At 39.9% G+C, this 21,530-nt stretch carries 22 protein-coding genes and 1 tRNA gene; 7 read left to right on the forward strand and 16 right to left on the reverse strand.

What is annotated here, in order from left to right; all coding sequences use genetic code 11:
* Nucleotides 1-2 precede the first annotated feature (2 nt).
* From EZL74_RS02905 to EZL74_RS02935, 7 genes are all read right to left on the reverse strand, one after another.
* On the reverse strand, nucleotides 3-377 hold the full coding sequence (locus EZL74_RS02905; protein WP_131475089.1) for a hypothetical protein: 375 nt from the start codon (nucleotides 375-377) through the stop codon (nucleotides 3-5).
* Between the two features lie 239 nt (nucleotides 378-616).
* Nucleotides 617-690: transfer RNA gene (locus EZL74_RS02910), tRNA-Asp, on the reverse strand.
* An 86-nt stretch (nucleotides 691-776) separates the two neighbouring features.
* Nucleotides 777-1,703 carry a DUF58 domain-containing protein gene (locus EZL74_RS02915; RefSeq protein ID WP_131475090.1) on the reverse strand — a complete coding sequence of 309 codons (927 nt, stop codon included), beginning with the start codon at nucleotides 1,701-1,703 and terminating at the stop codon, nucleotides 777-779.
* Between the two features lie 245 nt (nucleotides 1,704-1,948).
* Entirely contained in the window at nucleotides 1,949-2,266 is a 318-nt protein-coding gene (gene trxA, locus EZL74_RS02920; protein ID WP_131475091.1) for a thioredoxin, read from the reverse strand.
* A 114-nt stretch (nucleotides 2,267-2,380) separates the two neighbouring features.
* Entirely contained in the window at nucleotides 2,381-6,883 is a 4,503-nt protein-coding gene (gene dnaE, locus EZL74_RS02925) for a DNA polymerase III subunit alpha (protein ID WP_131475092.1), read from the reverse strand.
* Nucleotides 6,884-7,017: 134 nt separating this feature from the next.
* A complete protein-coding gene (locus tag EZL74_RS02930) occupies nucleotides 7,018-7,338 on the reverse strand; it encodes an RNA recognition motif domain-containing protein (RefSeq protein ID WP_131475093.1) in 321 nt (106 codons plus the stop codon).
* Nucleotides 7,339-7,474: 136 nt separating this feature from the next.
* Nucleotides 7,475-8,230 (reverse strand): DUF6252 family protein, encoded by a 756-nt coding sequence (locus EZL74_RS02935; protein WP_131475094.1) that lies wholly within the window; start codon nucleotides 8,228-8,230, stop codon nucleotides 7,475-7,477.
* Between the two features lie 200 nt (nucleotides 8,231-8,430).
* Here EZL74_RS02935 and EZL74_RS02940 point away from each other — a divergent pair, with 200 nt between their 5' ends.
* The 6 genes from EZL74_RS02940 to EZL74_RS02965 all read left to right on the forward strand — a co-directional run bounded on the left by EZL74_RS02940 (nucleotide 8,431) and on the right by EZL74_RS02965 (nucleotide 13,526).
* Nucleotides 8,431-9,015 (forward strand): 30S ribosomal protein S16, encoded by a 585-nt coding sequence (locus EZL74_RS02940; protein ID WP_131475095.1) that lies wholly within the window; start codon nucleotides 8,431-8,433, stop codon nucleotides 9,013-9,015.
* Between the two features lie 16 nt (nucleotides 9,016-9,031).
* Nucleotides 9,032-9,556, forward strand: coding sequence for a ribosome maturation factor RimM (gene rimM / locus EZL74_RS02945; RefSeq protein ID WP_131475096.1), 525 nt, complete (start codon nucleotides 9,032-9,034; stop codon nucleotides 9,554-9,556).
* Nucleotides 9,557-9,708: 152 nt separating this feature from the next.
* Nucleotides 9,709-10,374 carry a tRNA1(Val) (adenine(37)-N6)-methyltransferase gene (locus tag EZL74_RS02950; RefSeq protein ID WP_131475097.1) on the forward strand — a complete coding sequence of 222 codons (666 nt, stop codon included), beginning with the start codon at nucleotides 9,709-9,711 and terminating at the stop codon, nucleotides 10,372-10,374.
* A gap of 99 nt (nucleotides 10,375-10,473) precedes the next feature.
* Nucleotides 10,474-11,208 carry a hypothetical protein gene (locus EZL74_RS02955; protein WP_131475098.1) on the forward strand — a complete coding sequence of 245 codons (735 nt, stop codon included), beginning with the start codon at nucleotides 10,474-10,476 and terminating at the stop codon, nucleotides 11,206-11,208.
* Nucleotides 11,209-11,447: 239 nt separating this feature from the next.
* The gene (locus EZL74_RS02960) at nucleotides 11,448-12,626 is read left to right on the forward strand and encodes an acyl-CoA dehydrogenase family protein (RefSeq protein ID WP_131475099.1); all 1,179 of its coding nucleotides are present in this window, start codon (nucleotides 11,448-11,450) and stop codon (nucleotides 12,624-12,626) included.
* 117 nt (nucleotides 12,627-12,743) lie between these two features.
* Nucleotides 12,744-13,526 (forward strand): DUF3050 domain-containing protein, encoded by a 783-nt coding sequence (locus EZL74_RS02965; protein ID WP_131475100.1) that lies wholly within the window; start codon nucleotides 12,744-12,746, stop codon nucleotides 13,524-13,526.
* Between the two features lie 88 nt (nucleotides 13,527-13,614).
* On the opposite strand, the gene EZL74_RS02970 is transcribed toward EZL74_RS02965, so the two are convergent.
* The 7 genes from EZL74_RS02970 to trmB all read right to left on the reverse strand — a co-directional run bounded on the left by EZL74_RS02970 (nucleotide 13,615) and on the right by trmB (nucleotide 18,606).
* The gene (locus EZL74_RS02970) at nucleotides 13,615-13,947 is read right to left on the reverse strand and encodes a 2Fe-2S iron-sulfur cluster-binding family protein (protein WP_131475101.1); all 333 of its coding nucleotides are present in this window, start codon (nucleotides 13,945-13,947) and stop codon (nucleotides 13,615-13,617) included.
* Between the two features lies 1 nt (nucleotide 13,948).
* Nucleotides 13,949-15,007 carry an NAD(P)/FAD-dependent oxidoreductase gene (locus EZL74_RS02975; RefSeq protein ID WP_131475102.1) on the reverse strand — a complete coding sequence of 353 codons (1,059 nt, stop codon included), beginning with the start codon at nucleotides 15,005-15,007 and terminating at the stop codon, nucleotides 13,949-13,951.
* A 281-nt stretch (nucleotides 15,008-15,288) separates the two neighbouring features.
* A complete protein-coding gene (locus tag EZL74_RS02980) occupies nucleotides 15,289-15,528 on the reverse strand; it encodes a NifU family protein (protein WP_131475103.1) in 240 nt (79 codons plus the stop codon).
* A gap of 70 nt (nucleotides 15,529-15,598) precedes the next feature.
* The gene (locus EZL74_RS02985; RefSeq protein WP_131475104.1) at nucleotides 15,599-16,732 is read right to left on the reverse strand and encodes an Mrp/NBP35 family ATP-binding protein; all 1,134 of its coding nucleotides are present in this window, start codon (nucleotides 16,730-16,732) and stop codon (nucleotides 15,599-15,601) included.
* A gap of 241 nt (nucleotides 16,733-16,973) precedes the next feature.
* Nucleotides 16,974-17,312, reverse strand: coding sequence for an MGMT family protein (locus EZL74_RS02990; protein ID WP_240034546.1), 339 nt, complete (start codon nucleotides 17,310-17,312; stop codon nucleotides 16,974-16,976).
* Nucleotides 17,305-17,931 carry a LysE family transporter gene (locus tag EZL74_RS02995; RefSeq protein ID WP_131475105.1) on the reverse strand — a complete coding sequence of 209 codons (627 nt, stop codon included), beginning with the start codon at nucleotides 17,929-17,931 and terminating at the stop codon, nucleotides 17,305-17,307. The genes EZL74_RS02990 and EZL74_RS02995 overlap by 8 nt, the downstream gene beginning before the upstream one ends.
* Nucleotides 17,932-18,606, reverse strand: a complete 675-nt coding sequence (gene trmB, locus EZL74_RS03000) for a tRNA (guanosine(46)-N7)-methyltransferase TrmB (protein ID WP_131475106.1) — start codon at nucleotides 18,604-18,606, stop codon at nucleotides 17,932-17,934.
* An 88-nt stretch (nucleotides 18,607-18,694) separates the two neighbouring features.
* Between trmB and EZL74_RS03005 the strand changes: the two genes are divergently transcribed.
* Entirely contained in the window at nucleotides 18,695-19,759 is a 1,065-nt protein-coding gene (locus tag EZL74_RS03005; protein ID WP_131475107.1) for a glycosyltransferase, read from the forward strand.
* On the opposite strand, the gene EZL74_RS03010 is transcribed toward EZL74_RS03005, so the two are convergent.
* Complete coding sequence (locus EZL74_RS03010; protein ID WP_131475108.1) at nucleotides 19,733-20,776, reverse strand: sensor histidine kinase; 1,044 nt, start codon at nucleotides 20,774-20,776, stop codon at nucleotides 19,733-19,735. The genes EZL74_RS03005 and EZL74_RS03010 overlap by 27 nt on opposite strands.
* Nucleotides 20,777-21,460 carry a response regulator transcription factor gene (locus tag EZL74_RS03015; protein WP_131475109.1) on the reverse strand — a complete coding sequence of 228 codons (684 nt, stop codon included), beginning with the start codon at nucleotides 21,458-21,460 and terminating at the stop codon, nucleotides 20,777-20,779.
* Nucleotides 21,461-21,530: the final 70 nt, after the last annotated feature.

The raw sequence follows: 21,530 nt of genomic DNA on the forward strand, positions 1-21,530 counted from the left end.
TATCAGTGTTTTTTAGATTGTAAATAATCTGAATAGCTTTTATCCAGCCATTCTTGTTTGGTTCGTTGCGCCTCTTCTTTTTGATTTTTGTACAACATTCCCAATTTCTCGGAATATGCGGCAATCTTGGTAGTATAAGTGTAAAACTCTTCTTTGGTAAGGGTGCTGTTTTGGTCTTTTTGTTTTTGAAAGAACTCGAAAAACAAGGCATCAAACTTCTTTTTATCATACGCCTGTACTTCTCTTTTGTATTTCCTGAATAGAAGTTCTTTCAACTGCAAATCTGAATCAGCGGAAGTTTGCGCCTGAACCTTTACCGAATTGGTGCAACAAATAAAAAGCAGAGTAAAAAAAGGAAGTCGCATTACTTTGTTCATGATGGTTTCAAAAATAGAGAAAAAAAACCAATGTTCCTAAAAGCAAAAAAGCCATCCCTAAAAAGGGAAAGCTTTTCATTGGTCTAACTACTAAACCTGCTACGAGTTACAAAGTCGTAGCGAAACAACACAACTAATCTTAAATGCTTTTTTGGGCAGCCTAAAAAACAACCTTGTTGAGAAGATTATTATTTTGGGCAAAAAAGGTTTTCATTTCTGAAAACCTTTCCCAATTTTAGCGGTCTGGACGGGACTCGAACCCGCGACCCCATGCGTGACAGGCATGTATTCTAACCAACTGAACTACCAAACCATCGCTTAATTGCGGTTGCAAATATACAACCGTTTTTCACTTCTGCAAGTTTTTTTTAATAAAAAAACCAAAACAATTTTACACCCCTATCCAAACATTTGTTTTTCAACTAAATATGTGGTGAGAATTTTTTCAAAACTTTCTTCAACCGCTACCGGAACGTACTTTATTTTGTTTTGCGCACAAGTCATGGCCAATGTTTTGAAATAGGAATTTACCTTTTCCTCATAAGCTTCTTTTACCGTGTCGGCAAAAACATTGATTTGTTCACCTGTTTCTACATCTATAAATTTACGCGGAGCATTATCAAAATCGAAGTTAATTTCGGTTTTTTTATCGATGACATGAAATACGACTACTTTGTGTTTGTCGTGCTTCAAATGTTGTAAGGCGTTGAACAGAGCCTCATGATTTCCGGTTTGAAACATATCAGTAAACAGGATAATCATGGAACGACGGTGAATCTTCTCGGCTATTTGATGTAAAAACGTCACTGTATCGGTGCTCTTCGCTTCTTTTGGATTTTCGAGCAAATCCTCCAGTTTATTTAAAATCATGCGGTGGTGGCGGTCACTGCCCTTTTCCGGGGCATAATATTCGTAAGTATCCGAATAGACGCTTAAGCCAACCGCATCGCGTTGTTTTTTTAACAGATTCATCAAAACAGCCGAAGCCAGGACTGCAAACCCGATTTTATTGTGAAAAAAGAGTTCCCCTTTTTTTAACTTTGGGTAGTGCATGGAAGAAGAATTATCAATAATCAAATGACATCTCAGGTTGGTTTCTTCTTCAAATTTTTTAGTGTATAGACGATCGGTTTTGGCGAATAACTTCCAATCGATATGCTTGGTGCTTTCGCCCGAATTATAGACCTTGTGTTCGGCAAACTCGGCTGAAAACCCGTGGAAAGGTGATTTGTGCATCCCTGAGATAAAACCTTCCACCACTTGGTTGGCCAGTAATTCGAGATGTTTAAAGCCTGATACGAGTTCTTTTTGTTCTTCTATCTTCATAAATCCAAATATAGGGAAATTGAAGGATTTGAACATTAATTTCCGTTCAATTTGCTTCGGCCGGGTGAAAATTTGAAAATTTTGAATCGTCCTGAAAAAGAGCACACAGGAACCATAGCCCCGATGGGAGCTGGCTACCGTGTAGCGCGGACAGCGGGAGGACACTTCCCAAACGCATTCAATGCTGTGCTTCTAAAATAAAAAAGGCCCAACTCTCGTTAGGCCTCATTTCTTTTTCATGTATTTTACAACAATGCGTCGATAGCATCGGTATACGTCTTTTTAGGAGCAACACCCACTTGGCGTCCAACTACTTCACCGTTTTGGAAAACCAACACGGTTGGAATGTTACGCACTCCGTATTTTGCAGCGAATTCCTGATTGGCATCGACGTCAACTTTTCCGACGATTGCTTTTCCTTCGTATTCTGATGAAATTTCATCGATTACCGGACCAACCATGCGGCAGGGACCGCACCAAGCTGCCCAAAAATCAACTACTACTGGTTTATCTGATTTTAATACTACTTCATCAAAAGTAGCATCAGTAATTGCTAAAGCCATATTTTTATTTTTTAAATTATTGTATTTATTTGAGTACAAAATTAGGGATTTTATTTTGGAATTCAAGGGTAAAAAAATCAGTTTTGGCTATTAATTCATTGGCAGAACTGATACTTAATTCAAACTGAATTTGACGTTCATTTTTTCTAATTCGAATAGCAACTCGTTTGAGATTTTAATTTTCAATTTTCGGCTTGGCAGCGAAATTTTTGTGGCGACCTGAATTTGTTCTTCTTCTACGGGAATATCGATTTCAATGTCTTCTATATTATCGGCATCGAAATTTACGGTTTCATCTATTACCATTTTGGGCACAACCGGAACTGCTTTTTTGACTTTTTCTAACTCAACTATTTCGAAGGTAACGGTGTTTTCGCCTTTGTTGGAATTGAAAATATCGCTCAATCGTTGAATAAAATTTTGATGTAAATCGTGAATATCCATTTGAATGCTCAGCTTTTTGGCAAACTGGGGCAAAACATCCTGCAATTGTTTGACATCAACGAATTGTAATCGCGGCTCTGATTTCTTACCGGTTTCGCGGTTTACCCAGCCGTCTTTTACCATGACTTTGAAGTACACAAACTGGTTGTTGACCAAGAAATGTCTGAACTTCAGATACTCTTCATCAAAAATTCTGAACTCGTGACTTTCGTCATATCCTTCCAAGGTAAACATAGCCCAGTCTTTTCCATTCTTGGCCGTTTTGTACTGCACATTGGTTACTATACCGGCAAATGTCAGCGTTTTACCCACAAAATTACTCAGGTTTTTAAGATTCTCGAGCTTGCTGTTGCAGAAGTATTTCATTTCAAATTTAAAATCATCCAACGGATGACCGGAAATATAGATTCCAACCACTTCTTTTTCCTTGGCTAGTTTTTCCATCGTACTCCATTCTTCACAAGGCGGAACAGTAGGCTCTGCAATTTGCACATCGCTGGCATCCCCAAACAAACTGACTTGAGAAGAGTTTTCATTCTCCTGAAACTTCGCCCCATAACGCATCGCTTTTTCATAAAAAGTTACATTATCACCATCGGTATGAAAATATTGAGCACGATGGGTGTCGGTAAAGCAATCAAAGCCTCCGGCTAACGCCAAATTCTCGAACGCTTTCTTATTAGCGGCACGTAAATCAATGCGCTTGGCCAAATCAAAAATAGATTTGTATGATCCTTCCTTACGATTCTCCACTATGGTTTGTACGGCACCCATACCAACGCCTTTTATAGCTCCCATACCGAAACGAACGGCATAGTTCTCGTTTACGGTGAATTTGTAGTAACTCTCATTCACATCGGGACCCAACACCTGTAAGCCCATGCGCTTACACTCCTCCATAAAGAATGATACTTGCTTAATATCGTTCATGTTGTTAGACAGTACCGCCGCCATATATTCTGCCGGATAATGGGCTTTCAAATAAGCGGTTTGGTAAGCAATCCAAGCATAACAGGTAGAGTGCGATTTGTTGAAAGCGTACTGAGCAAAAGCTTCCCAGTCTTTCCATATTTTTTCCAGTTTATCTTCCGGATGACCGTTGGCAACGGCTTGCTCGATGAATTTGGATTTCATTTTATCCAAGACATCTTTTTGTTTTTTACCCATCGCTTTACGAAGTACATCAGCATCACCTTTGGAAAAGTTGGCCAATTTTTGCGACAGCAACATTACCTGCTCTTGGTAAACGGTGATACCATATGTATCCTTTAAATACTCCTCACAAGCTTCAAGGTCATAAATAATTTCCTCTTCTCCGTTTTTTCTGCGGACAAAGGACGGAATATACTCCAACGGGCCGGGACGGTAGAGCGCATTCATAGCAATCAAATCACCGAAAACCGTTGGCTTTAAATCTTTTAAATATTTCTGCATTCCGGGTGACTCGTATTGAAAAATCCCAACCGTTTCACCTCGCTGGAACAACTCATACGTCTTAACATCATCTATCGGAAATGAATCAGGATCGAGTTCAATCCCGGTTCGGTATTTGACCAGTTTAACCGTATCTTTTATCAAGGTTAGGGTCTTCAGACCCAAGAAGTCCATTTTCAGCAACCCCGCGCTTTCTACGACTGAGTTGTCAAATTGGGTAACGAATAAATCCGAATCTTTGGCGGTAGCTACGGGAACGAAATTGGTAATATCATCAGGGGTGATGATAACTCCACAGGCGTGAATTCCGGTATTTCTGAGATTTCCTTCGAGTATTTTGGCCTGTTGAATGGTTTCTCCTCCTAAATCATTGCCTTTAGCCAATTCAATCAATTCTTTGACTTTATCAAATTCTTCGGCTCGTAACGCGGCTTTGAGTTTGTCATTATCCAAAGTGAATATTTTGGCCAAATTCAAAGTCGTCGGTATCAACTTGGCTATTTTATCAGCTTCAAACAAAGGCAAATCCAATACACGAGCGGTATCTCGCACGGATGATTTGGCCGCCATAGTCCCGTAAGTAATAATCTGTGCTACTTGTTTAGAACCGTATTTGTTGATTACGTAATCCATAACACGGCTGCGCCCTTCATCATCAAAATCGATATCAATATCGGGCATCGACACACGATCAGGATTGAGGAACCGCTCAAAAAGCAAATCGTACAAAAGCGGATCAATATTGGTGATTCCCAAGCAATATGCAACTACTGAACCGGCGGCGGAACCACGACCCGGTCCAACCGAAACATCCATGCTTCGGGCTGCCGCAATAAAATCCTGAACAATCAAAAAGTATCCCGGATAACCTGTATTTTCTATGGTTTTTAATTCAAAGTCCAGGCGTTCCTGAATTTCGGGAGTGATTTCTCCATACCGTTTTTTGGCACCTTCAAAAGTTAAATAAGCCAAGTATTTATTTTCCCCTCTTTTCCCTCCGTCAATTTCGTCTTCGGGAACCACAAACTCTTCCGGAATATCAAACTTGGGAAGCAATACTTCACGGGACAAATCGTAAACTTCAATTTTATTCACGATTTCTTCCGTCGTCAAAATTGCTTCGGGCAAATCGTGAAACAACTTTTTCATTTCGTCGCCCGACTTGAAATAGTATTCCTGATTGCTAAATCCGTAACGATACCCGCGTCCTCTTCCTATGGGTGTCGATTGTTTTTCACCATCGCGCACACACAACAAAATATCATGAGCATTGGCATCTTCTTTATTGATGTAAAACACGTTATTGGTTGCAACCGTTTTTACATTGTGCTTTTTGGCCAAAGAAATTAAAGAGGCATTAACCCTATTTTCATCTTCCTGATTGTGACGCATGAGTTCGATGTAGAAATCTTCACCAAATTCTTGTTTCCACCAAAGCAATGCTTCCTCAGCTTGGTTTTCACCTATGTTTAGAATCTTACTCGGAATTTCGCCATAGAGATTTCCGGATAAAATGATGATGTCTTCTTTGTATTGCCGGATGACTTTTCTGTCAATTCTGGGCACATAATAAAACCCTTCGGTGTAAGCAATAGAGGAAAGTTTGGCCAGATTGTGATAGCCGTTTTTATTTTTGGCCAAAAAAACTACTTGATATCCGTTGTCTTTTCGGGACTTGTCTTTTAAATCATCGCACACATAAAATTCACAGCCTACAATCGGTTTAACGATGGTTTCTGTTGGTGTTTCTCCGTTTTCAATGGCTTGCTCGTTTTTAGCTTTCGCTGATTTATTATGGTATAAAATATCGCGCACAAAGTGGAAAGCTCCCATTAAATTCGCGTGGTCGGTCATAGCCACCGCCGGCATTTTGTTTTTGACGGCAGCCGCCACCAAATCTTTAACGCTGATGGTAGATTGAAGCACCGAAAACTGCGTATGGTTGTGCAAGTGTACAAAATCAACTTCGGCCAAATTGTGATGAACCTGTTGTTCTGCATTCGTTGGAGCGGCAAGCGCTTCTTTTTCCTGAAATTGTTTTCTGATTTCATCAGAGGCTTGTTTCAGATTGATGTGCTTCAATCCGATGAGCTGAATTTCTTTGGGATTATTTTGTCCAAATTCTTTGAAATAATCCGACGGGGCATCGAGTTCTTCTTTGGTAAAAATCTCTCTTCGGATTAACTCTAAAAAACAACGGGTTGTGGCTTCTACGTCGGCCGTTGCATTGTGCGCCTCGGCAAAAGGTTCGTTAAAAAGATATCCGTGCAATTCGGTCAATGTCGGCAATTTGAACTTTCCGCCACGTCCGCCGGGCAATTTCAACAATTCGGCGGTTACTTCGGTACACGTATCTAAAACAGGCATTGAAACCATTGGAGAATTCACGCCCAAGCGGTAAAATTCACAACCCATAATATTAACGTCAAACCCAACGTTTTGTCCTACGATGAATTTGGCTTTTGACAGTGCAGCATTAAATTTTCCTAAAACTTCGGCCAATGACACTCCTTGTGCTTCGGCTAGTTCGGTAGATATTCCGTGAATCCTTTCAGCGTCATACGGAATGTTGAAGCCTTCGGGTTTGACCAAATAATCCTGATGTTCTATAAGATTCCCCATAGCATCGTGCAATTGCCAGGCAATTTGAATACATCGCGGCCAATTGTCAGCATCGGATATGGGTGCTCCCCAACGCTTTGGTAATCCGGTAGTTTCGGTATCAAAAATTAAGTACATGCGAGGAAATTTGAAGAAATTCTAACTTTTCAAAAATACATTTTCAATAGTTAGCAATCAATATTAGTTATCAACAAAAACAAAAAAAGCCAACTCAGTTGAGTTGGCTTTTACCGTATCTATTCAGATGTAAACTAGTATCTTCCTCTATTACCTCCACCGTTGTAACCTCCGCCTGAACGGTTGTTATTGAAAGATCTTCTTTCGCCTTCCGGTTTTGGTTCCGACTTGTTAACGACGATAGTTCGCCCGCTAACAGTTGCCCCGTTTAATTCTTGGATAGCTTTTTCGGCTTCCGTATCGTTTTCCATTTCAACAAAGCCAAATCCTTTACTTCTTCCGGTAAATTTATCGCTAATAATTTTTACGGAATTAACCGCACCATAAACCTCGAAAGATTCTCTTAAATCTGCTTCGTCAATACTAAACGGAAGACTCCCAACAAAAATATTCATATATTATATTTAAAATTCGAAGACAAAGGTAGCTTAAATAAAATCAACACTGTCATTAATTTAGTTTTTATTATCATATTAACAAAAAACCATCCGAAATCGGATGGTTTTCTTGTGTACTTTGTCGTTTCTAATATTACAAATCAGGATAAACCGGGATTTTGTGGAATGTTCCGTATTGAAAATTAATAATCGGCCCTCCGAAAGGGTTTGTATCTATACTGATGGCATTGAATTTAAATTCTCCTGTTACAGTCATATTCACATTATCGTAGTCTTTGATTACAATTTCACCGTTGCTGTTCTGAACATTAACCACTCTGATTTTACAGTTTAAATTACCCTGAGAAACCGTAACGATATCTCCCGGCAAATACCCGTTACCTCTGGCTGTTATTCTTGGCACCGAAGTAACAACTCCCGAAGCATTGGCAACTATGGCAACGGTTAATCCCGAACCGGAACCACCCGTAGTATTGTGTGAAGAATCGCAAAGGTAATCTCCGTTAGTCTGAAGATCACAATCAGAAAGATACCCGTTTCCGCCAGACACCAATTCAACGGAGTAAACCGGGCCCGGAGCTGCTGCTGTAGCATACTCAAGATCAACATCATTATAAGTAGCCGAATAATTAGCTGAATTATTTGTATTTGTGGTACCTAAAATATAAGTCCCTTCATTGGCACTATTGGTATTGAGTGTAACTAATTCGTATTGAGTGTAAGCTTCAATTCTCAAACTTCCGGTAGGTGACAAATAAGCTCTTGTGTCAGTAGCTCTCCACAACACGTCGTCTTTCAATGCCTGAAGACCCGGATCGTTTGTTTTCAAATCTTCCTGGCAGGAAACGAAGGCTAAAGCAACAATAAATAGGGACAAAAGTCTTTTCATGATTTACATTGTATTACTCCACAAAAATAGTTTTTTAATGTAAAAATGCTAATTAAATTTTAAAAAAATATCGTTAAAATTAGACAGCACAAGAACTTAGGATTAAAAATATAAAAATCAGTTAGTTTGTTTCCGAAAAAAAACTATCTTTGCGCCCTTAAATAACCGAGGTCGAGTACCTCAAATTAATCAAACAGATTATGTCAGTAAAAATTAGATTACAAAGACACGGAAAAAAAGGGAAACCTTTTTATTGGATCGTAGCTGCTGATGCTCGTTCAAAAAGAGATGGTAAATTCTTAGAAAAATTAGGAACTTACAATCCAAACACCAACCCTGCCACTATTGATTTAAACCTTGACCAAGCGGTACAATGGTTACACAATGGTGCTCAACCAACAGATACGGCAAGAGCTATTCTTTCTTACAAAGGTGCCTTGATGAAACACCACTTAGACGGTGGCGTTCGCAAAGGAGCTTTGACACAAGAACAAGCTGACGCTAAATTAGCGGCTTGGTTAGAAGAAAAAGCAGGTAAAGTTACCGCTAAAAAAGAAGGTTTATCAAAAGCTCAGGAAGCCGCTAAAGCAAAAGCTTTAAAAGCTGAGAAAGAAGCGAATGACAAACGCGCTGCCGCTGCTGCTGAAGCTGCAAAAGCAGAAGAAGCTACCGAAGAAGTTGCTGTTGAAGAAACAACAGAAGCCGTTGCTGAAGTTGAAGCTCCTGTAGCTGCCGAAGAGGCTGCTCCGGCTGCTGAAGAAGCAAGCGAAGAAACAGAAGCTTAATATTTTTTGGGCAATTATGCGTAAAGACGATTGTTTCTATTTAGGTAAAATTGCCAAAAAATTCAGTTTCAAAGGGGAAGTTCTCATCTACCTAGATACCGACGAACCCGAATTATATGAAAATATGGAATCAGTATTTGTTGAATTCAACAAAGATCTGATTCCATTTTTTATTGAAAACAGTACTCTGCACAAAAACGATCTCCTCCGCGTCAAGTTTGAAGATGTAGACTCAGAAGAAGAAGCCGACAAACTCATTGGCTGCGAGATTTATCTGCCCCTCAGCATGCTGCCCAAACTCGAAGGCAATCAATTCTACTTTCACGAAGTCATAGGCTTTGAAGTAGAAGACAAACGTCTGGGTGTTTTCGGGAAAATAGTCTCCATCAATGACACTACAGCTCAACCCTTATTTGAAGTGGTAAACGGTTCTGTAGAAATATTAGTCCCTATGATTGACCAATTCTTGGTAAAAATCGACAGAGAAAACAAAAAAGTCATTATGGACTTACCGGAAGGTTTAATTGAAATGTATCTTTGAGAGATACGCTTCGCTTTAAATTATTAGAAACGCCTACGGCTTTAGATCGTTAGAAATTCTAATCTAAGAACGAAGCGATTCTAACAATCTAAAAATCTAAGTTGTCTAAATTCCAATTCAAACAATTCACTATAAATCAAGATCGTTGTGCTATGAAAGTAGGCACCGATGGTGTTTTACTGGGCTCCTGGACACCTGTCAGCAACAATCCTTACTCGGTTTTAGATATAGGAGCCGGCACCGGACTCATCGCGTTGATGTTAGCACAAAGAAGCCACGCCGAACAAATCGACGCGCTGGAAATTGACGACAATGCCTTTGAGCAGTGTGTGGAAAACTTCGAAAATTCACCTTGGAACGACCGCTTGTTCTGTTTTCACGCTTCCCTCGACGATTTTATGGATGATTTGGAAGACGAAGAATATGATTTGATTGTTTCCAATCCGCCGTTTTACAGCGAGGATTATAAAACTGAAAATGAGCCTCGCGACCTGGCCCGTTTTCAAGATGCCTTACCTTTTGAAGATTTAACAGAAGCCGCATCTGTTTTGCTCTCGGAAACCGGAATATTCTCAGTGATTATTCCCTTTAAAGAAGAAGCCAAATTTATAGCACTGGCTAAGGATTGCAATCTATTTCCGTTTAAAATAACGAGGGTAAAAGGAAGCCCTGCCTCGGAAATCAAAAGAAGTCTGTTGGCCTTTTCGTTTGCACAAAAAGAAACCATAGAAACCGATGAACTCATCATCGAAACCGCTCGCCATCAATACACTGAAGACTACGTGGCACTGACTAAAGATTTTTACTTAAAGATGTAAATCTGTCTTTATTTAAAAAAATCACAATTAACAAATCTTTATTAGTAAAGGAACGAGAAAGCTATAATTTAGAAGATTATATTGTAATCGCCATTCCTTTTGAAACAAACTTTACTTCTTGTCTTTTTGCTTTTTAGTTGTGGTTTCGGCTTTTCGCAGACTGAAAAACCGATTCACGGCAAAGTGCAATCGGGAACCATTTTCCTGAAAAATGTCGATATCGTAAATCTGAATTCCAAAAAAAATGTAGTGACCGACAGCGAGGGAAATTTCAATATTTTGGTTAAAGCTGGCGATGAACTTTTCATCATTTCAAAAGAATATACCGATCAAAAAATCAAACTGAGCCAAACTGATTTTGACAACAACAATTTGGTCATCCTGTTAGAAAAAAAACCTATTGAGCTCGACAACATCAACATTGTCAAAGTTCAAAACATGAAAATAAAACTGTCTCAGGGCGAAATAGACGAACTGAGGATTAACAAACAATCGACCGCCCCGAAAGTACTGGGGGTTTACGACGGAACCATCGAAAACGGTGTCGATTTTATAAAACTGGGGAAAAAGCTCATTCATTTACTTAAAAAGAAAGACCGGGAACCGGCTGACAACAAAGCCCCTGCTCCTTCTATCAAATCGTACCTCGAGGCTAATTTTGACACTGCTTTTTACCTCCGGAAACTCAACCTCAATCCTGAGGAAATCAACTTGTTCATTTCTTTTTGTGAAGCCGACCCTAAAGCACAAACCATTGCGGAGCATCAGGATATTTTAGAAGCCATGGATTTTTTGATGGTCAAAAATGACGAATTCAAAAAACTGACGCGCTAATCTCAGCATCTTGAAACCTAGCCCGGATAGCAGTGGAAATCCTTTTTGAAAAAAAGATTGGAACGTATAGCTGGAAAAAGCTCCTAACTCTTCATTTTCTGAACCTCATATAGTGCAACACAACAAAATTATAACAGTTGTTCATTGAGATTCTGATTAAGATTATGTAGCTTTGCAAACGATTTTGTAAACAGCTCAAAAGGCTTACAAAGCACTAATTACTAATCACTTTTAAGACAATGAAACCAGATTTATTTCAAGCTCCTGATTACTATTTGCTAGACGATTTACTAACCGAAGAACACAAATTAGTACGTGATTCAGCTCGTGCGTGGGTAAAACGCGAAGTTTCTCCTATTATAGAAGAGTATGCGCAACGTGCCGAATTCCCAAAACAAATTATTAAAGGTTTGGGTGAAATTGGTGGCTTTGGCCCTTATATTCCGGTGGAATACGGCGGTGCCGGTTTGGACCAAATTTCGTATGGCTTGATTATGCAGGAAATTGAAAGAGGAGACTCGGGTGTGCGTTCAACATCTTCAGTTCAATCTTCATTGGTGATGTACCCAATTTGGAAATACGGAAACGAAGAACAACGCATGAAATACTTACCAAAACTGGCTACCGGAGAATTCATCGGTTGTTTCGGTTTGACTGAACCTGATCACGGTTCTAACCCGGGAGGTATGACGACCAACTTCAAAGATATGGGTGACCACTACTTGTTGAATGGTGCCAAAATGTGGATTTCTAATGCTCCGTTTGCTGATATTGCGGTGGTTTGGGCTAAAAATGAAGAAGGAAGAATTCACGGTTTAATAGTGGAAAGAGGCATGGAAGGATTCACCACTCCGGAAACTCATAATAAATGGTCGCTTCGTGCTTCGGCAACGGGTGAGTTGATTTTTGACAATGTAAAAGTTCCTAAAGAAAACTTGTTACCCAACAAATCAGGATTAGGAGCACCACTTGGATGTTTAGATTCGGCTCGTTACGGCATTGCCTGGGGTGCTATTGGTGCCGCTATGGACTGTTACGATACGGCTTTGCGTTATGCCAAAGAGAGAATTCAGTTTGGAAAACCAATTGCCGCCACGCAACTACAACAAAAGAAATTGGCAGAAATGATTACCGAAATCACTAAAGCCCAATTGCTGACATGGCGATTAGGCGTGTTGCGAAATGAAGGCAGAGCTACTTCTGCACAAATCTCGATGGCTAAAAGAAACAATGTAGATATGGCCATCAACATAGCTCGTGAGGCCCGTCAAATTCTTGGAGGAATGGGAATCACCGGAGAATATTCAATCATGCGCCACAGCATGAACTTAGAGTCGGTAATTACCTACGAAGGAACACACGATATTCACTTGTTGATTACCGGAATGGACATCACAGGAATTTCGGCTTTCAAATAAAATTAAACAATAAATAAAATTTATATAAAATGCTTCCCGGTTTTGGGGAGCATTTTTATTTTTGTGGTGCAGGTGAATTGCTTGGCGTTTATTCTGCATATCAATTCAAAAAAAGCTATGACGATTTCAACTATCAACTCAAAAATCAAAACCCAAAAAGATATTTTACTGCAACACCCGTTGTATGAAAAAGTAAAAACCATAGACGACTTGCATCAATTTTTAGAAGGTCACGTCTATGCCGTTTGGGATTTTATGTCGCTTTTAAAAGCGTTGCAAAATAAACTCACCTGTACCACTACGCCTTGGTTTGCCTCTGCTAATCCGGAAACCCGTTATTTAATCAATGAAATTGTATTGGCTGAAGAAAGCGACGCTACCATAGACGGAAAAAGACTGAGCCATTTCGAAATGTATGTCGAGGCTATGCAGGATTGTGGTGCCGACATTACTACGCTCAATACTTTCATCCAAAATGTGATAGAAACCAACAACATTTTTGTAGCCATCAGACAAAGCAACCTGCATCCTAAAATTAAAGATTTCCTCGATTTTACCTTCAGGGTAATTGAAGAAGGAAAAGTGCACAAAATTGCGGCGGCATTTACTTTTGGGAGAGAAGATTTGATTCCGACTATGTTTACCGAAATCCTGAAAAATTTTCAGCAAAACTTTCCGGAAACCGATTTATCCAAACTCATCTACTATTTTGAAAGACACATTGAATTAGATGCCGATGAGCACGGACCTATGGCCATGCAAATGATTACAGAGCTATGTCAGGATGACGCGCACAAATGGAAAGAAGTAGAAGAAGTTTCTGTTCAAGCCTTGGAAAAACGCATCGGTTTGTGGGATGCCATCGAAGAAAAAATTGAAGTTCGTTTAGAATTAGCGTAAACAATCCAACTACAGTTTTTGTTTACCAATAATAACCCAATAAGTTTTAAGCCAAAAAAGCGGGAATTTCTTCCCGCTTTTTTATTTTTTATGCTTCCGGAGCTAACTCGATTGCCAGTCCGTCAATGGCTTCCGTGATATGGATTTGACAGCCTAATCGACTGTTTTCTTTTACATTAAAAGCTTCCCACAACATGGCTTCTTCATCGGGTCCTTTTTCGGGTAGCGGTACATCGTTGAGCACATAACACTGGCACGAAGCACACATAGCCATACCGCCGCAAATACCAATGGTCCCTTCAGGTGCCAATTCATAAGCGCGCACGAGTTCCATAATGCTCATGTTCATATCTGTTGGTGCCTGAACTTCATGGGTAACACCTTCCCGATCGGTAATGGTAACGGTAATATCTTGTGCCATATTAGTTGATTGATTTTACTACTGCTTTTTCAGCTTCTTTTCGGGTACCGTCAAAACCGTCAATACCGGAAACTGTGGTATATTTTAAGACATATTTTTTTCCCGGATTCAAACGATTGTATACACTTTGACACATCAAAGTAGCCTCATGGAATCCGCAAAGAATTAATTTTAATTTGCCCGGATAAATGTTCACATCGCCTATAGCATAAATTCCTTCTATATTGGTTTGATAATCTAAAGCATTGTTTACTTTAATCGCATTCTTCTCTATTTCTAATCCCCAGTTGGCTATAGGTCCTAATTTAGGTGTTAAACCAAAAAGCGGAATAAAATAATCGGTTACCACATTCATGCGGGCACCGTTTACTTCAATGTCTACCGACTCAATGCGTTCAGAGCCTTTGAAGCCCACAACTTCTCCCGGGGTGATTAGTTTAATTTTCCCGAGTGATTTTAATTCTTGCACTTTTTCTACCGAATCCAAAGCGCCTCGGAACTCATTTCTTCGGTGTACCAAAGTCACGGATGCAGCTACATCGGTCAAGAACACACTCCAGTCTAAAGCAGAGTCACCCCCACCGGAAATCACGACATTCTTACCTCTGTATTTTTCAGGATCTTTGATGAAATAATCAACGCCACGGTTTTCTTTTTCGTAAAATTCCAAGTCCTTCAGTATAGGTTTTCTCGGCTCGAAAGTCCCTAATCCTCCGGCTATGGCAATAGCTTTGGCATGGTGTTTTGTTCCTTCGTTAGTGGTCACTATAAAAGTTCCGTCTTCCAGTTTTTGAATGGTCTCAGCGGTTTCTCCCAAGGTAAATCCGGGTTGGAATTGTTTGATTTGCTCCATTAAATTGTTAACCAAATCACCGGCCAACACTTCGGGATAGCCCGGAATGTCATAGATGGGTTTCTTGGGATACAATTCGGCTAACTGCCCGCCGGGTTGTGGCAAAGCATCAATAATGTGGCATTTTAATTTTAATAAACCGGCTTCAAAAACGGCGAAAAGACCTGTAGGTCCGGCACCGATGATTAGTATGTCTGTTTCTATCATTTCTTTTATTTTGAGATGAGACAAGGTAACGCCTTGTCTGCACTATTTTCGGCAAAATTGCAACGTTGCAAAGTGCCAGACTATGATATTTGTCATCTTTGAATGTTTGTGGCTCGAATTTAAAAGTAAACTCCGGCCGAGTGGTGTGCGTTCTTTTGACTTCTGCGTTAGGGATGGGAGCAAGTACCGTGTACTGCGGACAGCCCGACCGCGCCACAGGCGGGGGAACGCCCACCTTTTAAACCCAATCTGCATTGGTCACAGATGGATTTTGGATGAAATCAGGCGATATTTTCCACTGTTTCAATTTGGGGAGCGTACTTTTTGATGGTAGTTTCTACACCGGCTTTCATGGTACTGATGCTTAAACTGCAGGAGGTACAGGCTCCTTGAAGACGCACTTTTACGTGTTTGGCGTCTTCGATGGCAACCAAACTGATGTCACCGCCGTCCGAATTCAGAAATGGTCTGATTTCGTTGAGGGCTTTTTCGACGTTTAACGTTAATTCTTCGTTTGTCATACTTTTTAATTTGAAAATTTGAAGATTTGAGAATTTGAAAATGGTGGTCGGCTCATATCTTCAAATCAATTTATTTTTTATTTACAGCAGAACATCCGGCCATAGTGGTTATTTTGATGGCTTCGGTTGGCGGCAAACTCTCGTTGCGGTTTACGGTTTCCTGCACCACATTTCTGGTAATTTCTTCAAAGACACTTTCGATTACCGAAGCCGTTTGCAGTGCTGCCGGGCGACCATAATCTCCCGCTTCACGTATGCTTTGCACCAACGGCACTTCGCCTAAAAACGGTACTTGTAAATCTTCTGCCAAGTTCTTAGCGCCTCCGTTTCCGAAGATGTAGTATTTATTGTTAGGCAGTTCTTCGGGAGTGAAATAAGCCATGTTTTCGATGATTCCCAATACCGGCACATTGATGCTGTCTGACTGGAACATGGAAACTCCTTTCTTGGCATCGGCTAAGGCCACGGCTTGTGGTGTACTTACCACAACAGCACCGGTAATGGGCAGCGATTGCATGATGGAAAGGTGGATGTCTCCGGTTCCCGGCGGCAGGTCAATTAACATGAAGTCGAGTTCGCCCCATGCGGCATCAAAAATCATTTGGTTCAGAGCTTTGGCTGCCATAGGCCCGCGCCAGATTACTGCCTGACTCGGAGCTGTAAAGAATCCTATGGAAAGCAATTTGATTTCATAACTTTCGATAGGTTTCATTTTGGACTTTCCGTCTACTTCAACCGAAATCGGTTTTTCGTTTTCGACATCGAACATGATTGGCATGGAAGGTCCATAGATATCAGCATCTAAAACCCCAACTTTGAAGCCCATTTTGGCTAACGTTACGGCTAAATTGGCTGTAACGGTTGACTTTCCGACACCACCTTTACCCGAAGCTACCGCTATGATATTGCTGATGCCCGGAATGGCTTTGCCTTTTATTTCGTTGGTTTTCTCGGGAGCTTCTACTTTGATGTTGACTTTTACCTCAGCTTCAGGAGAAAATTTTTCGTGAATCAATTTTTTTATGTCTTCTTCAGCACGCTTTTTTATGTGCAAGGCCGGAGTGGCAATTACTAAGTCGACCACCACTTCGTTACCGAAAGTCAGCACGTTTTTCACGGCACCGCTTTCCACCATATTCTTTCCTTCGCCTGCTATAGTGATGGTTTCCAAAGCAGCCAAAATTTCTTTTCTATCCAGTTTCATTGTGAGTTGTAATTAATCGTTTTCAGTTTATATTTATTTAAACTGATTTTAGATTGCAAAGATAATACGATTTATAAAGAAATTATCACACTGAGATTGAAAATATTGATATTCACATAAAGGGTTCTTTCACCCGACATAAAACAACATTATTTAGGTCACAAAGACTAGCAAAGTGATACTTCTCAAACGTTTAAACAAAATGATTTCTGGTATTATTGACAGCAAATAAAAGTTATCTTTACTGTTGGTTGATTTCGGGTTGCCAAAAGTGTTTATCGAAATCGACAATCTGGTTGTCAACAACTTTAATACCTTCATTTTCGAGTAATTGCTGCATCAAATTGGTTCCATCAAAATGATGTTTTCCTGAAAGCACACCAATTCGATTGACAACCCTGTGTGCAGGCACATCGTCGCGGCCGTGACTGGCATTCATGGCCCAACCCACCATTCGGGCAGAACGGGCTGTTCCTAAAGCTTTCGCAATAGCACCGTAAGAAGTGACTCTCCCCTCGGGAATTTGCCTGGCGATGGCATACACTCTTTCAAAAAAATTAGCTTCCATCTGTTTATTCATAAAGCAATTTAAGTAAGGTAACAACCGCCATGAATGTAGTTACTGAGCCTATAATGGTGTTGATGTTTTGCATCATGAATTCAGTTTTCTTCTCTATCTTTTTAAATGCTACGATATAAATGTAGAAAACAACAAACGAACCCAGAACAACTCCTGTTACAAAAGAAGAAACCGGAATTTTATCAAAACTAAAATATCCGGCAGCTGATAATCCCATACTGGCAAAAACGTAAAACGGTATGGGAAGCAGATTTAACGTAGACAATAGCATTCCGAAGAAGAAACGATTGGATTTTCCTTTAATCTTCAGATTAGTTTTGGGCTTCTTAGGTTTTTTGGCAATCCAAAAAAAATAAATACTCAACAAAGAGAAAACAAAAATGCCGATTTCCTGCAGAGTGGTTACTATTTCCTGATGATTACTAATGAAACGGGCAAACAGAACCGCAATAAAGGTTTGAAAAAAAACCACTACAGAAGCCCCCGCAGCAAAACTCAACGCTTCATTTCTGCCTTCCTGTAAACTGATTTTGGCCGCTGTCATATTGATTAATCCCGGAAGGATAACCGCTACAAACGCGATGCAAAAACCCAAAACAAGCGGCAAAAAGTAGGACATCTATTTGATTTTGAAACGAATATACGTAATTGCTTTGTTGATTTCCAAATATTGTTTTTCGTAAAAAGTTTGGATGGCAGTAACTACTTCGGGAGCGCCTTCATTTTTATATACATTGTGGTTGGCATACAGGACTTCGTGTCCTTCGCCATGCAACAACCCCAAGGTATACCCGTGCATGAACTCACTGTCAGTCTTGAGGTTAACTACCCCATCAGGTTTCAGAATTCTTTTGTAAATTTTGAGAAATTCCGAATTGGTCATGCGGTGTTTGGTGCGTTTGTATTTGATTTGCGGATCGGGAAACGTAATCCAAATTTCAGCAACTTCGCCTTCGGCAAAAATACCTTTGATGAGTTCAATTTGGGTGCGAACGAAAGCAACATTGTGCATTCCTGATTCAACTGCTGTCTTAGCTCCTCTCCAAAATCGGGCTCCTTTAACATCGATTCCCACAAAATTTTGATTCGGAAAGCGTTCTGCCAAACCTACTGAGTATTCCCCTTTCCCACAGCCCAACTCAACAATGATTGGATTATTATTTTTGAAAAAATCTTCATTCCATCTCCCTTTCAACGGAAATTGACCGCTTACCACTTCTTCTCTGGTTGGTTGAAAAACGTTTCCAAACGTTTCGTTTTCTTTAAATCGCTTTAATTTATTTTTACTTCCCACAAACTTAAATTTTGGGCAAAATTAGCGAATTATAAACTATCAAAAATCTTTTTTATCTTGGTGAATAAATTATGAGTAACTTCATCACTTGGAAACAAGATATAAAAACATACTCGTTGCTCCTTTAAATTGGGGTTTGGGCCATGCTACTCGCTGTGTTCCTGTTATTCGGGAATTGGAGAAAAATGGTTTCACCCCCATAATTGCCTCTGACGGTGGTGCCCTGCACATGTTACAAAAAGAGTTTCCGCATTTGCTTTCGTTGGAATTACCTTCCTATAACATTGAGTACGCTCAAAATGAAGATGACTTCAAATGGAAACTGATTAAAAACAGTCCGAAAATGATTTCGGCCATATTTACCGAAAAAAAATTGGTCAAAAAATGGATAACCGAATACAACCTGCAAGGCATCATTTCAGACAACCGACTGGGTGTGCACAACAAAAGGATTCCGAGTGTAATTATCACCCATCAGTTGAATGTGCTCTCGGGAGACACTACCTGGATTTCGAGCAAACTGCACCAGCATTTTATTAAAAAGTTTACTGAGTGCTGGGTTCCCGATATTGAAGGCGAACCCAATTTGAGCGGTAAATTGGGGCATTGGAAAGACAAAAAAAAGACCGTTAAATACATTGGTCCTTTAAGCCGATTGGAGAGAAAGGAACTGAAAGAAATCTATGACCTGATGATAATCCTGTCGGGACCTGAACCTCAGCGTACCATATTGGAACAAAAATTAAGAACCGAAATCAGAACTTTTAAGGGTAAAATCATTTTCATACAAGGCATAATTGAGTCGGAACAAAAAAGAGAACGCAAGCGAAATGCAGTGTATTACAACTTTATGACTTCGGAAGAAGTGGAACGCACGTTCAACAAAAGTAAAATAGTCCTTTGCCGCTCGGGTTATACCAGCGTAATGGATTTGGCTAAACTGAACAAAAAGGCATTTTTCATCCCTACTCCGGGGCAATACGAACAAGAATATTTGGCCAAAAAATTAAAGCAGGATGGATTTGTGCCTTACGCCAAACAGGATGATTTTAAAATAGAAAACTTGCTTGAAGTTGGCTTGTACAATGGGCTACCGTTGCTGAGGAAAGATTTAAACTGGGCGGAATTATTTGTACTTTTCGAGCGTGAATGAAAACTCGGAACCTTTGCCGTATTCGCTTTCTACATAAATTTTTTCGCCGTGGGCTTCGATGATGTGTTTCACAATGGAAAGTCCTAGACCGGACCCGCCTTCGCTTCGGGCACCACTTTTATCTACTCTGAAAAAACGCTCAAACAAACGCGGAATGTATTGTTTTTCGATTCCTTCTCCGTTATCGCGGCATCTGACGATGATTTTATCATTCACCAAATCTTCAATCGTTATCTCGGTGGTTCCGTTTTCTTTGCCATACTTGATGGAATTCATCACCAAGTTGGTCAGAACTTGTTGAATTTTTTCTTTATCGGCAAAAACCTTGATGGGCTTGTTGTATTTTCGATCAAACATCAGGATAATATTTTTCTTGTCGGCTTTCATTTCCAACAAATCAAAAACATTCTGAATCAATTCGACTATATTAAACTTAGAGAGCTCAAGGTTGACATCACCGGTTTCCAATTTAGAAATCATGTCTAAATCTTCGACTATGTATATGAGTCGCTCCACTCCTTTTTCGGCTCGTTCCAAATATTTTTTACGAACATTTTTATCATTCATCGCTCCGTCTAACAAAGTGGAAAGATAGCCTTGCACGGTAAATAAAGGTGTTTTGAGTTCGTGAGAAACATTACCTAAAAACTCGCGACGGTATTCTTCACGCACTTTAAGGGTTTCGATTTCCATCTTTTTATCAGTAGCAAATTGTTTGACCTGTTTGGTCAACGTGGCCATATCGGTAGTAATGGGTTGATTTCGAAAAGAAGTTGATTCCAGCAAAGACACATCGTCATAAATCTTTTTTACTCTTCGGTAAATGAAACGCTCAACACGGTATTGAATCACGAAAAAAGAAAACGTAAAAATAGAAATGGCAAATGCCAAAACCACAATCAGAGAAAACTCATGGAAAAACCAGAGCAAAAGTGCAAGAAAACCGGTAGAAAAAAGCGTGATATAGAGCGATGACTTAATCGCAAACTTATAGGTTTTCTTGAATTTTATTTTCATTTATACTTCTAATTTGTAACCAACACCTTTGATGGTTTTGAATAAATCTTCGCCTATTTTTTCACGAAGTTTTCGGATGTGTACATCAATGGTTCTGCCTCCTACGATGACTTCGTTGCCCCAAACTTTATCCAGAATTTCTTCGCGTTTGAACACCTTTCCGGGCTTAGAAGCCAAAAGGTAAAACAACTCAAATTCTTTTCGAGGAAGGATAATTTCAACACCTTCTTTGATGATTTTATATTCTTCTCTGTTGATTTCTATTCCGCCCACGTTAAGGGTTTCCGAGGTACTTTCGTCGCTTTTTAAACGTCGCAATAAAGCTTTTACTTTACTGACCAATAATTTGGGTTTGATGGGTTTAGTGATGTAATCATCGGCTCCGGCATCAAAACCGGCCACTTGGGAATAATCTTCGCTTCTTGCCGTTAGAAAAGTGATGATAACATTGCTCAATTCGGGCAATTTTCTAATGTTTTCACAGGCTTCCATGCCATCCATCTCGGGCATCATCACATCCATAATAATGAGATGCGGCAGTTCTTTTTTGGCTTTGGTTATGGCTTCCTTGCCATTACTGGCGGTTACAACCTGATAGCCTTCCTGCGAAAGGTTGTAACCCACAATCTCCAGGATATCCTGCTCATCATCTACTAATAAAATCTTGATGTCTTTTTTTTTCATAACGGACACAGTTGTTTTTTGCGGATGTAAAGGTAAAGATAATACAAAATGATTACACCTTGTAAATTTC

This window comes from Flavobacterium silvisoli (genome assembly GCF_004329815.1).
Taxonomy (GTDB): Bacteria; Bacteroidota; Bacteroidia; order Flavobacteriales; family Flavobacteriaceae; genus Flavobacterium; species Flavobacterium silvisoli.

Bases quoted from the DNA above. Each gene is read 5' to 3' on its own strand.
- trxA (WP_131475091.1), bottom strand. From the start codon at position 2,266: ATGGCTTTAGCAATTACTGATGCTACTTTTGATGAAGTAGTATTAAAA.
- EZL74_RS02930 (WP_131475093.1), bottom strand. From the start codon at position 7,338: ATGAATATTTTTGTTGGGAGTCTTCCGTTTAGTATTGACGAAGCAGAT.
- EZL74_RS03010 (WP_131475108.1), bottom strand. From the start codon at position 20,776: ATGAAAATAAAATTCAAGAAAACCTATAAGTTTGCGATTAAGTCATCG.
- EZL74_RS02965 (WP_131475100.1), top strand. From the start codon at position 12,744: ATGACGATTTCAACTATCAACTCAAAAATCAAAACCCAAAAAGATATT.
- EZL74_RS03015 (WP_131475109.1), bottom strand. From the start codon at position 21,460: ATGAAAAAAAAAGACATCAAGATTTTATTAGTAGATGATGAGCAGGAT.
- EZL74_RS02960 (WP_131475099.1), top strand. From the start codon at position 11,448: ATGAAACCAGATTTATTTCAAGCTCCTGATTACTATTTGCTAGACGAT.
- EZL74_RS02915 (WP_131475090.1), bottom strand. From the start codon at position 1,703: ATGAAGATAGAAGAACAAAAAGAACTCGTATCAGGCTTTAAACATCTC.
- EZL74_RS02975 (WP_131475102.1), bottom strand. From the start codon at position 15,007: ATGATAGAAACAGACATACTAATCATCGGTGCCGGACCTACAGGTCTT.
- EZL74_RS02980 (WP_131475103.1), bottom strand. From the start codon at position 15,528: ATGACAAACGAAGAATTAACGTTAAACGTCGAAAAAGCCCTCAACGAA.
- EZL74_RS02985 (WP_131475104.1), bottom strand. From the start codon at position 16,732: ATGAAACTGGATAGAAAAGAAATTTTGGCTGCTTTGGAAACCATCACT.
- EZL74_RS02940 (WP_131475095.1), top strand. From the start codon at position 8,431: ATGTCAGTAAAAATTAGATTACAAAGACACGGAAAAAAAGGGAAACCT.
- dnaE (WP_131475092.1), bottom strand. From the start codon at position 6,883: ATGTACTTAATTTTTGATACCGAAACTACCGGATTACCAAAGCGTTGG.
- EZL74_RS02935 (WP_131475094.1), bottom strand. From the start codon at position 8,230: ATGAAAAGACTTTTGTCCCTATTTATTGTTGCTTTAGCCTTCGTTTCC.
- EZL74_RS02905 (WP_131475089.1), bottom strand. From the start codon at position 377: ATGAACAAAGTAATGCGACTTCCTTTTTTTACTCTGCTTTTTATTTGT.
- EZL74_RS02950 (WP_131475097.1), top strand. From the start codon at position 9,709: ATGAAAGTAGGCACCGATGGTGTTTTACTGGGCTCCTGGACACCTGTC.
- EZL74_RS02995 (WP_131475105.1), bottom strand. From the start codon at position 17,931: ATGTCCTACTTTTTGCCGCTTGTTTTGGGTTTTTGCATCGCGTTTGTA.
- EZL74_RS02990 (WP_240034546.1), bottom strand. From the start codon at position 17,312: ATGAATAAACAGATGGAAGCTAATTTTTTTGAAAGAGTGTATGCCATC.
- rimM (WP_131475096.1), top strand. From the start codon at position 9,032: ATGCGTAAAGACGATTGTTTCTATTTAGGTAAAATTGCCAAAAAATTC.
- EZL74_RS02970 (WP_131475101.1), bottom strand. From the start codon at position 13,947: ATGGCACAAGATATTACCGTTACCATTACCGATCGGGAAGGTGTTACC.